Genomic DNA, 15,651 nt, shown 5'->3' with positions numbered 1-15,651 from the left:
TTCAGAGCAACTGGGCCAGTTCTTCCTTTTTCACCTTCCCCGTGGCGGTCATCGGCAGTTCCGCGACGATCCGGACCTCGGGGCATTTGTAGACGGCCATTTCCCTTGCGCACCAGCCTTCGATCTCGGCGGCGGTTGTCGCGGCGCCGGGGGCGAGGGTGACGAAGGCGACGGGCACCTGGCCCTTGTCGGGGTCGGGTCGCCCGACGACGCCCGAGCCGATGATCGCCGGATGGCGGCCCAGCATCGCCTCGAGCTCGGCCGGGAAGACCGACATGCCCTTGACCTTGAGCATCTCCTTGCGGCGCCCGAGGAAGTGCAGAAGCCCCATCTCGTCGAGCACGCCGATATCGCCGGTATGCAGCCAGCCGCCGCGGATCGAGTCCGCCGTCGCCTCGGGTTTGTTCCAGTACGAGGTCAGGAGCGAGGGCGAGCGGACACAGATTTCGCCCTCTTCGCCCAGCGGCAGGAGCGCGCCGGTCTCGAAATCGCAGATCTTGAAATCGGTGCCCGGGCAGGCCATGCCGACGAAAACGGGCTGTTGATCGAGATCCCAGTTGTCGTCCTGGTAACCCGTGGTGAAGGTGTCGCAGGTGTGGGTTTCGGTCATGCCCCATGCCGCCTCGGCCATGGTTGCGCCGGTCAACTCCTTCCAGCGCGCGCGGTACTCGCGGTTCAGCTTCTTGACGAAGGAGGAAACCCGGGTCTTTTCGAGCGAGGTCAGGTCGTATTGGCCCACCTCGGGGTGGTTCATCACCTCGACCGCGTTATCGACCAGCATCCCGGCCTGGTTGGGTTTCATCCGGTCGACCGCCGACATGAAGGTGACCGCATCCCAGCGCCCCATCAGGATGCAGGTCGACCCGGCGAAGGCGGGAAAGAGCAGGCCCATGTCCTCGCCCGCGATCCAGAACAGCGGGTGGAAACAGACCGACATGTCGCCCGGACCGGTGCGTGTGCCGATGCCGCAGGTGGTGGCGGCGGTATAGATCATGTGGCGCTGGGTATGGACGCAACCCTTGGGCATGCCGGTGGTGCCGCCCGTATAATTGAGCGCCGCGACCGCATCGAGATCCGTGGGGATCTGCGGCACCGGCGCGTCGCAGCTTTCGATGGCTGCCATGAAATCCTCGGCGCCTTCGGCCTTGGACGGGTCCGAGACGATGCTGGGCGGGCAGTGGAAGGCGGGGGTTTCGGGAACCCAGTCGGCCATGCCGGTGGCATAGAGGGTGTTCAGGGTGATCCGGTCGCGCACCGAGTTGACCAGCGGCACCAGCATGTCGGCGGCGACCATGACCGTGGCGCCCGCGTCGTTCATCTCGTAGACGAGTTCATGTTCGCGGAACATCGGGTTCACCGGCACATGCACGGCACCGGCCTTGAGGATGCCGAAGAAGGCGATGGCAAATTGCGGGCAATTGCCCATGAACACCGCCACCCGGTCGCCCGGCGCCACCCCGTCGGCGGCCAGACGCGCGGCGAAGCGGTCGCTGAGGTGGTCGAGTTCGCCGTAGGTGATGGTGCCGCCGTAGAAATTGTAGAACACCTTGTCGGGCTGGGTTTCGGCCCATTTGCGCAGGTAATCGGTGATGCCGACCTCGCCATGGGGATAGACCGGATCGGTGGGGATGTCGCGTGGCCAGTTGGCGGCCTGTGCGGCGCGCACGGTGGCAAGATAGTCTTCTTCGCTGGCAGGGGTGGCCGTCGAAGCCATGGTCTGGGTCATGATCTGGTCCTTTCGGAGAGGTGCAATTCGGGGTGGCCGGGTGCCGTGTCCGGGCCATGAAGCAGATGGCAGCGCGCCCAGGTGCCGGGCGCGGTGGCCCGGCGCTCGGGGTTTTCGCTGTCGCAGGGGGCAAAGCGTTTCGGGCAGCGCGGATGGAACGGGCAGCCCGAGGGCACCGCGAGCGCCGATCCGATTTCGCCGATGATGACATCGGTGGGCAGGTGGTGATCGGGATCAGGGCGCGGCGCCGAGGCGAGCAGCGCCTGGGTATAGGGATGCGACGGGGTGTCGAAGATCGACGCGGTCGGCCCCTGTTCGACCATGTTGCCCAGATACATGACGCCGGTGACGTCGCTGAAATGTTCGACCAGCGCGAGGTCGTGGGCGATGATCAGGTAGGAGAGGCCGTATTCGTCCTGGATGTCGGAGAGAAGGTTGAGGATCTGTGCGCGGATCGAGACATCGAGCGCCGAGGTGGGCTCGTCGAGGATCACGACCTTGGGGCGCACCGCAAGCGCCCGGGCGACCGCGATACGCTGGCGCTGACCGCCGGAGAACTCATGCGGGTAGAGCCGGGCCGCGTCGGGTTGCAGGCCGACGACGTCGAGCGCCTCGGCCACCCGCTTGCGGATCGCGCCGCGGTCGAGATCGCCCTGCGCCATCATCGGTTCGGCAATGATCTTGCCGACGCGGAGCCGCGGGTTGAGCGAGGCATAGGGGTCTTGAAACACCGCCTGCACGTCGCGCCGGAACCGGCGCAGGGCGCGGCCGCGCATCGCCGTCACCTCTTGCCCGTCATAGACCACGGCGCCCGAAGTAGGCCGTTCGAGCAGCAGCATCAGTTTGGCCATCGTGCTTTTGCCACAGCCGCTTTCGCCGACGAGGGCAAATGTCTTGCCCGGTTCCAGGGTGAAGGAGACGCCATCGACCGCCTTCACCACGCCGTTGCGGGTGGGGTAGTGTTTCTTGAGGTCGCGGGCTTCAAGCAGCATCGGGGGCTCCTTCCTCGGAAAGGCGCCAGCAGGCGGCGCGGTGGCCCGAGCCGAGATCGCTGTCGCCGGGATAGGCGGCGAGGCATTTCGCATCGGCCAGCGTGCAGCGCGGGGCGAAGCGGCAGCCGCCCGGCATGTCGAGTAGCGAGGGCGGCTGGCCACCGAGCGCGTAGAGCCGCTTGCTCTTTTCGCCCAGTTTCGGGATCGCGTTGAGCAGGGCGCGGGTATAGGGATGCGCCGGGTTGCGGAAGATTTCGCGCGCCGGGCCCTGTTCGACGATCCGCCCGGCATACATCACCGCGATCCGGTCGCAGATCGAGGCGGCGACACCCATGTCATGGGTGATCAGCACGATGGCGACGCCGGTTTCCTCCTGGATCTGCTTGTAGAGGTCCATCATCTTGACTTGGATCGTGACATCGAGGCTCGATGTCGGTTCGTCGGCGATCATCACTTCGGGCGCACAGGCGATGGCCATGGCCGAAACGACGCGCTGGCGCATCCCGCCCGAGAACTGGTGCGGGAAATCGTCGAGCCGGGCCTCGGGCGAGGGGATGCGCACCCGGCCCAGCGCATCGGCGGCGCGGGCGCGGGCCTCGGCGCGGCTGTGGGCAAGACCGTGATAGCGCAGCGGCGCGCCGACCTGATCGCCAACGGTGTAGACCGGGTTGAGCGAGGACATCGGGTCTTGTGTCACCATCGAGATGCGCCGCCCGCGCCAGTCGCGGGCCAGCTCTTTCTCGCTGAGCTTGGTCAGGTCGGTGCCGGCGACGAGCACCTCGCCCGCGGCGATCCGGCCACCGGGGCGGGGCAGGAGCCGCAGGAGCGAAAGGCAGGTCATCGACTTGCCCGAGCCGCTTTCGCCGACGATGCCGAGGGTTTCGCCGCGCCCGACCCTGAAACTCACCCCGTCGACAGGGCGCAGCGCGCCGCGCCTGAGCCGCAATTCGGTGACGAGGTGGCGCACGTCGAGCACCGGGGGCTGGTCGGTGCGGGATTGGTCTGCGGGGGCGTGATCCATGGGGGACATCTCGGTCATAGCTGTTTCCTCTTGGGATCGAGCACGTCACGCAGCCAGTCGCCGAACAGGTTCGACGCGAGACAGGTCAGCATGATCGCCACGCCCGGCATGGTGATCGCCCACCAGGCGTTGGTGATGTAGCCGCGCGCGTCGGCCAGCATGACACCCCAGGAGATGTCGGGGCTCTGGATGCCGAGGCCGAGGAAGCTGAGCGAGGCCTCGAAGATGATGACCTGCCCGACCTGGAGCGTGGCCAGAACCAACAGCGTGTTGACGATATTGGGAGCAAGGTGGCGCGCGAAGATGGTGAGCGGGCCGCAGCCCGCGATCCGGGCCAGCGCGACGTATTCGCGTTCGCGCAGCGAGAGGACTTCACCGCGCACGATGCGCGCATACCAGCTCCAGTAGGTGACGGTGATGACGATCACCACCGCCTGAAGCCCGGGGTCGAGCACCGCCGCGAGGATCAGCGCCAGCGCCAGCGGCGGGATCGAAAGCTGCATGTCGACGAGCCGCATGATGATCGTGTCGGCCCAGCCGCCGAAATAGCCCGCGATCATGCCGATGATGGTGCCGATCGCACCCGAGAGCAGGATCGCCCAGAAGGCGACGATGACCGACACCCGGGTTCCGGCGATGATCCGGCTGAAGATATCGCGACCGAGATTGTCGGTGCCGAGCGGGTGCGACCACGCGCCCCCGGCCCAGACCGGTGGCTGGAAGGCCGAGCGCAGGTCGAGCGCGCCCGGCTGCCAGGGTGAGACCATGGGGCCGACCATGGCCAGCAGAATGACCCCGACGAGGATTCCGGCCGATATCCACGGAAAACCGTCTCCGAAGAGGCTGCGAAGCTGCGCGCCGATGCCGTGATCGGGGAGTCTTGTGGTTTCAGCGGTCATGGCGAATCCTCGGGTCGATCAGCCCGTAGGACAGATCCACGAGCAGGTTGGCGATGACGAACATGATGGCGGCAAAGAGCACCCCGGCCTGCACCACAGGGAAATCGCGGGCAAAGAGGGCCTCGACCACGGTGCGGCCCAGACCGGGCCAGGCAAACACCACCTCGACGACGAAGGCGCCGCCCAGCATCGAGGCGAAATAGACACCCATCATCGTGACCAGCGGCACGGCGGCATTGCGGAAGGCGTATTTCCAGACCAGCACGCCCTCGGGCACGCCGACCGAGCGACCCATGCGGATGTAATCGCTCTCGAGCACGTCGAGCATGGCCGAGCGCACGATACGGGTCTGCGCGGCGACCGGATACCAGCCCAGTGCGATGGCGGGCATGATCACATGCGCGGGCGTGTCGGCGCCGAAGGCGGGCATCCATTCGAGATGGATGGAGAAGACCAGGATCAGGAGCAGGCCGACCCAGAAATTCGGCATCGCCTGGCCGAGCATCGCCACCGTCTTGGCAAAGCGGTCGAACCACGAGCCGCGGCGCACGGCGCTGATCACGCCGAAGGGGATCGACAGGACGAGCGAGAAGGCCAGCGCCGCCGACGCGAGATAGATCGTGGCGGGCAGACGTTCGAAGATGAGGTCGCGCACCGGCATGTCCCAGCGGTAGGACGTGCCGAAATCGCCTGTCAGCGCGTCGCCGAGGAAAACGAGATATTGCTGCCAGACCGGAAGATGCAGGCCAAGCCTTTCGCGCATCTGCTGGACCAGCGCCTCGGGCGCTTCGGGGGGGAGCATCAGGACGACGGGATCACCGCTGAGGCGGGTGATGACGAAGATGATGAGCGATGCGCCAAGAATGCTGAACAGCCCTTGCAGGACTCGTCTCAGAACGAACTGGGTCATGAATGCGGGTTCCCGATCATGGGTGTCTGGGTCTTGGGACAAGAAAGCCGCCCGCTGCCCAATGGGCGGCACGGGCGGCAGTTGGGGGAGAAACCTAGTCGGCCGATTTCAGCCCGATTTCCTGGAAGTTGCGCCAGAAGCCGGGATAGGGCCAAGGCGTGTAACTGACCTTGGCATCGTTCCAGGCCATGGTAACCAGCGGCTGATAGGTGGTCAGACCACCCAGCACCAGTTCATGCTTGCGTGCCCCGATCTCGCGCAGGGCGGCGGTGCGGGCCTCGGGCTCCATGATCTTGGCCGCGTCCTCGATCATGCGATCGAATTCGGGGTCATCGACATGGGAATAGCTGCCCCAGCCCTTGCCGGGTTCATAGCTGTGCAGATGGCCACCCCAGGCGATGGCGGGATCGCCGGGAACGCCCTGGCCCCACATCCACGAGATCAGGCCGCCGTTGAGCTGTTCGGTCTGTTCGTCGCGGCGGCCGAGGTTGATCCAGGCACCGTATTCCATGTTGACCACCTTGCAGCGCACGCCGATCGTGCCGAGATAGGCGAACATCGCCTCGCCCATTTCCTTGATATTGGGTTCGCGCGGGGTGATCAGGTTGTAGCAATCGATGTCGAAACCCTGCGGGTATCCGGCCTCGGCCAGAAGCTGCATCGCCTTGGCGGGGTCGTAGTCATAGGGTTCGAGATCGGGGTTGTAGCCGGTTGCGCCCTCGGCCACCTGTGCATATCGCTGCCCCTGGCCGAACAGGACCGACTCGATGATCGCGTCCATGTCGACGCCATGCGCGATGGCCTGACGCACCTTGACGTTCTGGAGCGGGCCTTCGGGGATGGTGTCCATGTCGAGGAACAGGTGGTTGCCCGCGGGCATGGTGGCCGTGGCGATGCCGTCGAGCGACTTGATGTCTTCGAGCATGGCGGGCGGCACCGCGTCGATCCAGTCGACCTCGCCGGTCTGGAGCGCGGCGACGCGGGTCAGATCCTCGGGGATGATCCTGATCCGCAGCTCCTTGGCCTCGGGGCGATGCTCCTCGTTCCAGTAATCGTCGTGCGCTTCGAGCAGGAGTTCCTCTTTCACCCGGCGCGAGACGAATTTCCAGGGGCCGGTGCCGATCGGGTGACGGCCGAATGCCTCATCGCCCACCTCTTGGAAATAATCCTTCGGCATTGCCCAGAGTTGCAGGTAGTTTGCGACATAGGAAGAATCCGGCTGTTTGAAATGCAGCCGGAAATGGAGGTCGTCCACGATTTCGAAACGTTCGACATTGGACTGGTAATGCGACCAGCGCGACACATTGGGATCAGACTGGCGCTGATAGGAGAATTCGAAATCCGCAGCGGTCAGGGGATCGCCGTTGTGGAACGTGACCCCGGGACGGATATGCACGTCGATGATCGGCTTGTCGGGGTTGGTCTCGTCGATCGACCAGCTTTCGGCGAGCCAGTTCGCGATGGTCCCGTCGGGCATCGGCTTGAGCAGCATCTCGAACATGGTGCCGACGTAATACTGATCGACACCGGCGGAATATCGGGCCGGATCCATGGTGGTGGATTCCGCGCCCAGCGCGACGTTGATCCGGCCCGACTGTTCGGCAAGGGCCGGGGCCGACACTCCTCCCAGTATGACGCAGGACAGGGCCACTGCGCTTGCGCCCAAACGGATACGCGACATCGTATTCTCCTCCTGATACGTGACGGCCGGAACGCAGTCCTCTCTCCGTGTGCCGACCTTGGGGGGAGCGTAGGACGAAAATCAGTTAATGGTCAATTGTCTGCAATTTATAAATATTTACTTTTATTACATAGTGTTAAGGTGTAGCGTCAGGAGCGAAGGGTGAGAAGAGTATGAAAACCAAAGCGTCTTTCCGTCGCACGGCGATGAGTGATTCGAGCGGAGACCCGCTGGCTTGGCGCGGGCATCGCGACCTGCCGGAGCGGATTTCCGATGACCTGACACGTCGGATCATGGCGGGTGAATTCCGCAATGGTGATCGGCTGGTCGAGGCGGATCTGGCCGGGTTCTACAATGTCAGCCGCGGACCGATCCGCGACGCGATCCGTATCCTGACGAATCGCGGGCTGGCGGATTTCTATCCGCGGCGCGGTGCGGTGGTCGGGGGGTTCGACACCGAGACGCTGGCGGATGCGCTCAACATTCACGCCACCCTTTCGGGGTTCAGCGCACGGTATGCAGCACTGATGTGGACGCCGCCCGCGCTGGCCGAGCTGACCCGGCGGGTCGAGGCGCTGGAGGCTCTGGCGCGCGACGAGACCTGCAAGCCGCTGCGTTTTGCCCTGACATCGGGGCGGATCGGAACGGCGCTTGCGCGCTGTTCGGACAGTGCCATTCTGCAACGCACGATGATGAGCAACGCCAATGACATCATCTGGGCACTGCTCTGGCGCGAATTCCATGTCGATTTCAGAACCCCCGAGCGGCGGCGCGAGAATGCCGAGATCTGGCGCGAGGTGCTGACCCATGTCACGGCGCGGGATGCCGAGGCGGCGGATCGCACCATGCAGGAACTGATCTTCCAGTGCCGGGACGAGGCGTTGAAGGTTCTGAAGCCGGGCGAAGGGGATGAGGAGACCGACCCGCGCCGGGTGTTGCACAACGATCTGTCGCGTTTCAGATCGTCCGGGTCCTGATCGGGGCCGGGCCACCCGTGCGGCGGCCCGGATTCGGGATCAGGCTTTGAACACGCGGTAGATTGCGGGGATCACCAGCACGGTGAGCAGGGTCGAACTCAGCAGCCCGAACAGGAGCGAGATCGCGAGGCCCTGGAAGATCGGGTCGGCGAGGATCACCGTGGCGCCGATCATCGCGGCGATGGCGGTGAGCAGGATCGGCTTGAACCGGATCGCCCCCGCCGCGAGCAGCGTGTCGATGAGTGGTGTATCGGGGCCGCCTTCGTGGCGGATGAAATCGACAAGCAGGATCGAGTTGCGCACGATGATCCCGGCCAGCGCGATGAAACCGATCATCGAGGTGGCCGAGAAGGGTGCCGCGAAGAGCCAGTGCCCGACCATGATCCCGAGGAAGGTGAGCGGGATCGGTGTAAGGATCACCAGCGGCAGGCGGAAACTGCCGAATTGCGCGACGACAAGGATGTAGATGCCGAGAAGCGCCACGGCAAAGGCCGCGCCCATGTCGCGGAAGGTGATCCATGTCACCTCCCACTCACCATCCCAAAGCAGGGTGACGGCGCGGTCATCCTCGGGCTGGCCATTGAGGCGGATCGTGGGTTTGGTGCCTTCATCCCATTCCATCGCGTCAAGCGCGTCGGACACGGCCAGCATGCCATAGAGCGGCGCCTCGAAATCGCCGGCGAGTTCGGCCATGACCATTTCGGCATAGCGTCCGTTGTGGCGGAAGATCGGGTGCGAGGCGTGTTCCTCGCGGATCTCGATCACGTCGCCCAGTTCGACCACGCCGCGCGCGCCGGGCAGGACATTGGCCGGGATCGGGGTGGAGAGGAACCGTTCGTCAAGGACGCGGTCGGACTTGTCACGCTCGACCCGGATCGGGATCGGGCGGCGGCCGTCCTCGCGGTGGGAATAGCCCACGGTCATGCCACCGTTGAGGATGGCGAGCGTGTCGAACACGTCCTGTTCCTGGACCTGGTGGAATTCGAGCTGGTCGGTCGAGATGGTCGCCCGCATCCGGCGCGGCTGCACCCCGAAACTGTCATCGACGTCGACGATGAAGGGCACCGATTCGAAGGCTTCGCGGACCTTGCCCGCCACCTCGCGTCTTGTGTCGGCGTCGGGGCCGTAGATCTCGGCGAGAAGGGTGGCGATGACCGGCGGGCCGGGGGGCGGTTCGACCGTCTTGAGCGTGGTGCCTTCGGGGATGTCGAGTGCAAGGATACGTTCGCGGATTTCGAGCGCGATGTCGTGGCTGGAGCGGTCGCGATGGTGTTTGGCCGCGAGGTTGATCTGCACGTCGCCCATCTGGGGCTGGTTGCGCAGGTAATAGTGCCGCACCAGCCCGTTGAAATTGAACGGCGCCGCGGCACCTGCATGGGTCTGGGTCGAGATCACCTCGGGGAGTTGCAGCACCTCGGATGCGACCGCCTGCGCCACGGCATCGGTGGCCTCAATGCTGGCGCCTTCGGGCAGGTCGATCACGACCGAAAGCTCGGACTTGTTGTCGAAGGGCAGCAGCTTGACTGTCACGTCCTTGGTATAGAGCAGGCCCAGCGAGCCGAAGGAGGCGGCGGCGGTCACCAACAGGAAGGTGAGCGCGCCTGCGCGGGTCTTGAGGATGGGCCTGGCGACGATTGTGTAGATCCGGCCGAGCATGCCGCCGTGGTGGCCCTCGCTGCCGTCTTCGGCATGGGCGGACATATCGGCGGAGCTTGCGAATTTGACCATCAGCCAAGGGGTGATCATCACTGCGACAAAGAAGGAAAAGATCATCGCGGCGGAAGCATTCGCGGGGATGGGCGACATGTAGGGACCCATGAGGCCCGAGACGAAGAGCATGGGCAGGAGTGCGGCAACCACGGTGAGCGTGGCGACGATGGTGGGGTTGCCCACCTCGGCCACGGCGCGGATCGCCTTTTCGACGCGGCTGGCCTTGTCCTTCATCGCCCAGTGGCGGGCGATGTTCTCGATCACCACGATGGCGTCATCGACCAGAATCCCGATCGAGAAGATCAGCGCGAAGAGCGACACGCGGTTGAGCGTATACCCCATGATCCATGCCGCGAAGAGGGTGAGCAGGATGGTGACGGGGATCACCACCGCCACGACGATGCTTTCACGCCAACCGATGGCGAGCAGCACGAGGAACACGATCGAGACGGTGGCGAGGCCAAGGTGAAACAGAAGTTCGTTGGCCTTTTCGTCGGCGGTTTCGCCATAGTTGCGGGTGATTTCGAGCGCGATCGTCGAGGGGATCAGATCGGGTTCGAGCATCTCGACGCGGTCGAGGATATTCTCGGCCACGACCACCGCGTTGGCGCCCGCGCGCTTGGCGATGGCCAGTGTCACGGCGGGGGTGCGGTGGATGGTGCCGTCGGCGTCCTTGATGACATTCGCCACCAGCTTGTCCGAAGTGTCGGGCACATAGGAGATATCGGCCACGTCGCGGACATAGACGGGGCGGTTGTCGCGTGAGGTGAGCAGCAGGTTGCCGATCTCGGCGGGCGCGCGCAGCGTCTGGCCCGCGACGAGCGAAATCTGTTCGCCCTGATCGCGGATGAAGCCGGTCGAGAATGCCTTGTTCGCCATCTGCACCTTGCCAGCAAGCTGTTGCAGGGTGACGCCATAGAGCGCAAGGCGCTCGGGATCGGGGGCGATGCGGATCGCCTCGGGGCTGTCGCCAACGAGATAGGTGAGGCCGACATTGTCGGTCTTGGCCAGTTCGACCTGCAATTCGCGGGCGATGCGGGTGATGTCATTGGCGTTGACCCCGGTTTCGCCGGGTTTCGCCGAAAGGGTAAGCGCGACGATGGCCACGTCGTCGATGCCGCGCCCGACGATCAGCGGTTCGTCGATGCCGACGGGGATGCGGTCCATGTTGGCGCGGATCTTGTCATGCACGCGCAGGATCGCCGCGTCGGACGAGGTGCCGACCAGAAAGCGCGCCGTGACCATTGCGTAATCGTCCATCGACTGGGAATAGACATGTTCCACGCCGTTGATGCCCTGGACGATGGTTTCCATCGGTTCGGTCACGAGTTTCACCGCGTCCTCGGCGCGCAGGCCGGGGGCCTCGATGTGGATATCGACCAGCGGCACGGAGATCTGCGGCTCTTCCTCGCGCGGGAGCGAGACCAGCGCGACAAGCCCCACGGCCAGCGCGGCGAGGATCATCAGCGGCGTGAGTGGTGAGCGGATGAAGGCGCGGGTGAGGCCCCCGGCAATGCCGAGAGGTTTGCTTTCGGGTTGATCGCTCATCTCAATGGCCCTCGCTGGGGGTGTAGGTCACGGGTGCGGAAGGGACGAGTGTTTCGCCGTCTTCAAGGCCCGATAGCACCTCGACCATGTCCACACCGTCGATCCGGTGATGCTCGCCCGGAACGATGACGCGCAGCGCGGTTTGATCGCCTTGTTGCACGGTCACGAAATCGAGCCCCATCCGGGTGGTGACTAGATCGGCGGGGATGAGCAGGGCACGGGTTTCGCCCACTGGCAGGCGGACGAGCACGCGGGCATCGACATAGCGGGCATCCATGCCCTCGACCTCGACATCGGCGATGACGCGGCCATTCTCGATCTGCGGATAGACCTTGGCCAGGCGCCCGGTGCTGGCGGCATCATCGTTGCCGATCTGGATGTCGGCGCCTTCACGCAGGAAGCTGGCATGGCGTTCAGGCACGGCAAGGCGCAGGAAGAATCCGCCGCCGCCGATCATGGCCACCACCTCGCCGGGCATCACGACCGACCCCTGGGTCAGGGGGACGTTGAGCACGCGGCCCGAAATCGGTGCGAGCACCGCGCCCTCGGCGGCCTGCTGGGCGATGACGCGTTTCTCGGCCGCGGTCGCTTCGATCTGGTTGGTCAGCACATCGACCTGGGTGCGCAGCGCGTCGAGCCGTTGGGCGGTGGTGACGCCGCGGGCCAGCAGGTCTTCGCCGCGGGTGAGTTCGGTCTGGGCGTTTTCGAGTTGCGAGCGGAGCGCGTCGATCTGGGCCTCGACCGAGTCGAGTTGCAACGCGAGCTTGGCATCGTCGATCCGGCCGATTTGCTGCCCTTCGGTCACCGACGTGCCTTCGGTAACGGTGATCTCGACCATGGTGCCGCCGATTCGCGAGCGCGCGGGGACGTTGTCGCGCGCCTCGACCTTGCCGAAAACGGCCTTCCATTCGATCACGGTGGTCAGGCGGGCCGTGTGTTCGGCTTCGGCCGTGGCCAAGCCGGGGAGTATGAGTGCCAGAATGGAGACGAAAAGGGTCATGCGCATGTGATCAGTCCCTGAATTTGAGCGTGCCGGAGAACATATGCGATTTTTATTATATATTACAACCCCACCCCTGATTGCTTGACCGTCCGGTCGGTTTTTGGCTATTGACGTAGCATCGGTCCTGTTGGTGAGGCATCCTTGCTAGATCTTGAGCAGTCTTGCAAATGACTTGGCGTTTACAAGCCGGGATGAAAACATTATGCATGCTTACTAAATCTGGCGCAGGAGAGGAGCCATGCGCGGGATGCCAAGCAAGATGCGTACAGGGGGAGGATGGCGTAACATGCTGACATTTCATGGATACTTCCGCAGCTCGTCATCCTACCGGTGCCGGATTGCGTTCAATATCAAGGGAATCGATTATGATTTCCGCCCGGTCCATTTGAAAAGCGGGGCGCAAACCGGCGAGGATTTTCGGGCGTTGAACCCGCAGAAACTGGTTCCGGCGCTGGAAACCGGTGAGGGCACAACGCTGATCCAGTCGCTGGCCATCATCGAATGGTTGGACGAAACCCATCCCGAGCCGCCGCTTTTGTCGCGTGACCCGTTGACGCGGGCGCAGGAGCGGGGTTTTGCACAGGTGATCGCCTGCGAGATCCATCCGCTTCAGAATCTGCGGGTGCTCAAGTATCTGACCGGGGAGTTGGGTGCGAGCGAGGATCAGAAGAACGCCTGGCTGGCGCAGTGGCTGGGCGATGGTCTGGCTGCCTGTGAGGGATTGCTGCAGAAACAAGCCGGCGACACGCGGTTTTGTTTTGGCGAAACGCCGGGTTTGGCCGATATATGCCTTGTCCCGCAGGTTTTTTCTGCCGAGCGGTTCAACGTTGATATCAGTGGGCTGACGCGTGTTCGGGAAATCTATGACAATTGCGCCGCGTTGCCGGAGTTCGAAGGCGCGCATCCGAAGAACCAGCCGGATTTCGAAGCCTGACCGGGAAGGGCCGGACGGGCCAACGCCACGTTTACAGGGAGGAGCCAAGATGAGTTTCATGAAGGGTTTGATGCGCGGGGCGATGGCCGCCGCGATGATCACGGGTGGCGCGCTCGCCGCACAGGCGCAGGAGGTGACGCTCAAGCTGCACCAGTTCCTGCCGCCGCAGGCCAATGTGCCGAAACTGGTGCTCGATGTCTGGGCCGACAAGGTCGAGGCGGATTCGGACGGACGGATCAAGATCGACCGCTTTCCGGCCATGGCGCTGGGGGGCAAGCCGCCTGAGTTGATTGATCAGGTGACGGACGGGGTGGCCGACATCGTCTGGGCGGTCAACGGGTTCACCCCGGGCCGGTTCCCGCGCACCGAGGTGTTCGAATTGCCCTTCATGGTGAGCGACGCGCGTGCGGCTTCGTCGGCCTATTGGCAGATGTTCGAGACGCACATGAAGGATACGGATTTCCGCGATGTCAAAGTGCTGGGCACCTGGGTACACGGGCCGGGGATGCTGCACACCAAGCGACCGGTGGAGGAGCCGTCCGACCTCAACGGGATGAAAATTCGCGGTGGGTCGCGCATGGTGAACCAGCTGCTCGAGCTTCTGGGTGCGACGCCGATCGGGATGCCGGTGACGGCGATCCCCGAGGGTCTGTCGAAAGGGGTTCTCGACGGCACGACGATTCCGTGGGAGGTGACCGGCGCGCTCAAGGTGCCCGAGCTGGTGAACAATCATACCGAGTTCGAAGGCCCGGCGATTTATGACCTGACTTTCGTCATGGCGATGAACAAGGCGAAATACGAGAGCCTGCCGGATGATCTCAAGGCGGTGATCGACGCCAATTCGGGTCTCGAATTCTCGATCTTCGCGGGCGGCGTGATGCAGGACATGGACGGCCCCGCGCGGCAGGTCGCGGTAGATCGCGGCAATAACATCATCACGATCAGCGCCGAAGACGCGAAAACCTGGGAAGCGCTTGCCCGACCGGTCTATGAGCAATGGATTGCGGATGTCGAAGGCAACGGAATCGACGGACAGGCGCTAATCGACGAAGCGCGGTCGCTGATGGATGCCTATGACGGTCAATGACGCGCTACTGGAATGATACGACCAACTGACAAGGGGAGATGTCGGAATGATCACGAAACGTAAACTGATGAGTCTTGCGGCCAGCGCAGCGATGGCTGCAGGCATGGGAACGAGTGCTATGGCGCAAGAGGTGACGCTGAAGATGCACCAGTTCCTGCCCGCGCAAGCCAACGTGCCGAAACTGGTGCTCGAGCCCTGGGCCGAACGTGTCGAGGAGGCTTCGGGCGGAAAGATCAAGATCGACCACTACCCGTCGATGCAACTCGGGGGCAAGCCGCCCGAGCTTTACGGGCAGGTGACCGATGGCGTGGCCGATATCACCTGGACGGTGCTGGGCTATACGCCGGGGCGGTTCCCGCAATCGGAAGTGTTCGAACTGCCGTTCATCATGACCAATGCCGAGGATACCAGCCGGGCCTACTGGCAATATGCCGAGGCCAACATGATGGACAAGGACTTCAAGGACGTGAAGGTCCTGGCGGTCTGGGTGCACGGGCCGGGGCTCATTCATTCGAAGGAGCCGATCCGTTCGGTGAGCGATCTCAACGGGGTGAAGCTGCGGGCGCCGACCCGCGTGGCCAACAAGCTGTTCACCGCGTTGGGGGCAACACCGATCGGCATGCCGGTGCCCGCGGTGCCCGAGGCGCTGTCGAAAGGCGTGATCGGTGCGGCGGTGATCCCGTGGGAAGTGACCGGGGCGCTCAAAGTGCCCGAGCTGGTGAACAATCACACCGAGTTCGGTGATGAATCGCTCTATACCACTGCTTTCGTTTTCGCGATGAACAAGGAGAAGTACGAGAGCCTGCCGGACGATCTCAAGGCGGCGATCGACAGCCAGTCGGGCGAGGATTTCTCGGCGCTGGCGGGCAAGCTGATGGCGGGGGCCGATGCGCCGTCGCGCGCGGTTGCGGTCGAACGCGGTAACAACATCATAACCTTGAGCGCCGATGAGGTGCAGGAGTGGAAAGATGCCGCCGCCGGAATCGAGGCCGAATGGATCGCAGAGATGGACGAGCTTGGATTTGACGGGCAGGCGCTGGTCGATCAGGCCAAGGCGTTGATCGCGGAAAACACCAAGTAAGATATAAAGAAGCCGTGGCCGCGGGGTGCATGCGCGCCGCAGCCACGGGTATCGAATATGCATGCGCGCGCACCGACGTGCA

Annotated in this window: 12 protein-coding genes; 4 read left to right on the top strand and 8 right to left on the bottom strand. The window is 64.0% G+C overall.

Going from position 1 to position 15,651, the window contains the following annotated elements; genetic code table 11:
• Position 1: 1 nt before the first annotated feature.
• The 6 genes from FLO80_RS09305 to FLO80_RS09280 all read right to left on the bottom strand — a co-directional run bounded on the left by FLO80_RS09305 (position 2) and on the right by FLO80_RS09280 (position 7,229).
• Positions 2–1,726 carry an AMP-binding protein gene (locus FLO80_RS09305; protein ID WP_246156627.1) on the bottom strand — a complete coding sequence of 575 codons (1,725 nt, stop codon included), beginning with the start codon at positions 1,724–1,726 and terminating at the stop codon, positions 2–4.
• Positions 1,723–2,718: an ABC transporter ATP-binding protein gene (locus FLO80_RS09300; protein WP_111366149.1), complete on the bottom strand. Its 996-nt coding sequence runs from the start codon at positions 2,716–2,718 to the stop codon at positions 1,723–1,725. Before FLO80_RS09300 ends, FLO80_RS09305 begins: the two co-directional genes overlap by 4 nt.
• Positions 2,708–3,757, bottom strand: a complete 1,050-nt coding sequence (locus FLO80_RS09295) for an ABC transporter ATP-binding protein (protein ID WP_246156626.1) — start codon at positions 3,755–3,757, stop codon at positions 2,708–2,710. The genes FLO80_RS09300 and FLO80_RS09295 overlap by 11 nt, the downstream gene beginning before the upstream one ends.
• Positions 3,754–4,638: an ABC transporter permease gene (locus tag FLO80_RS09290; RefSeq protein WP_149187067.1), complete on the bottom strand. Its 885-nt coding sequence runs from the start codon at positions 4,636–4,638 to the stop codon at positions 3,754–3,756. Before FLO80_RS09290 ends, FLO80_RS09295 begins: the two co-directional genes overlap by 4 nt.
• Positions 4,628–5,548 carry an ABC transporter permease gene (locus FLO80_RS09285; RefSeq protein WP_111366154.1) on the bottom strand — a complete coding sequence of 307 codons (921 nt, stop codon included), beginning with the start codon at positions 5,546–5,548 and terminating at the stop codon, positions 4,628–4,630. The genes FLO80_RS09290 and FLO80_RS09285 overlap by 11 nt, the downstream gene beginning before the upstream one ends.
• A 94-nt stretch (positions 5,549–5,642) precedes the next feature.
• Entirely contained in the window at positions 5,643–7,229 is a 1,587-nt protein-coding gene (locus FLO80_RS09280; protein ID WP_111366157.1) for an ABC transporter substrate-binding protein, read from the bottom strand.
• A gap of 206 nt (positions 7,230–7,435) precedes the next feature.
• Here FLO80_RS09280 and FLO80_RS09275 point away from each other — a divergent pair, with 206 nt between their 5' ends.
• Entirely contained in the window at positions 7,436–8,206 is a 771-nt protein-coding gene (locus FLO80_RS09275) for a GntR family transcriptional regulator (protein ID WP_188078252.1), read from the top strand.
• Positions 8,207–8,245: 39 nt separating this feature from the next.
• Here FLO80_RS09275 and FLO80_RS09270 read toward each other — a convergent pair whose 3' ends face one another.
• On the bottom strand, positions 8,246–11,464 hold the full coding sequence (locus tag FLO80_RS09270; RefSeq protein ID WP_111366162.1) for an efflux RND transporter permease subunit: 3,219 nt from the start codon (positions 11,462–11,464) through the stop codon (positions 8,246–8,248).
• Position 11,465: 1 nt separating this feature from the next.
• The gene (locus FLO80_RS09265; RefSeq protein WP_246156625.1) at positions 11,466–12,470 is read right to left on the bottom strand and encodes an efflux RND transporter periplasmic adaptor subunit; all 1,005 of its coding nucleotides are present in this window, start codon (positions 12,468–12,470) and stop codon (positions 11,466–11,468) included.
• 283 nt (positions 12,471–12,753) lie between these two features.
• On the opposite strand from FLO80_RS09265, the gene maiA reads away from it, so the two are divergent.
• Genes maiA through FLO80_RS09250 form a run of 3 tightly spaced genes read left to right on the top strand, consistent with a single transcriptional unit; the run spans position 12,754 to position 15,569 of the window.
• Positions 12,754–13,401 carry a maleylacetoacetate isomerase gene (gene maiA / locus FLO80_RS09260; protein ID WP_188078251.1) on the top strand — a complete coding sequence of 216 codons (648 nt, stop codon included), beginning with the start codon at positions 12,754–12,756 and terminating at the stop codon, positions 13,399–13,401.
• A gap of 49 nt (positions 13,402–13,450) precedes the next feature.
• Positions 13,451–14,488 (top strand): TRAP transporter substrate-binding protein, encoded by a 1,038-nt coding sequence (locus FLO80_RS09255; RefSeq protein WP_111366164.1) that lies wholly within the window; start codon positions 13,451–13,453, stop codon positions 14,486–14,488.
• 46 nt (positions 14,489–14,534) lie between these two features.
• On the top strand, positions 14,535–15,569 hold the full coding sequence (locus FLO80_RS09250; RefSeq protein ID WP_111366166.1) for a TRAP transporter substrate-binding protein: 1,035 nt from the start codon (positions 14,535–14,537) through the stop codon (positions 15,567–15,569).
• Positions 15,570–15,651 lie beyond the last annotated feature (82 nt).

Origin of the sequence: Aquicoccus porphyridii (assembly GCF_008369105.1) — a bacterium.
In the GTDB taxonomy this organism is placed as follows: Bacteria; Pseudomonadota; Alphaproteobacteria; order Rhodobacterales; family Rhodobacteraceae; genus Aquicoccus; species Aquicoccus porphyridii.
Note: the sequence above shows the minus strand (reverse complement) of the source record. Positions and strands in the feature narration are given on the sequence as shown.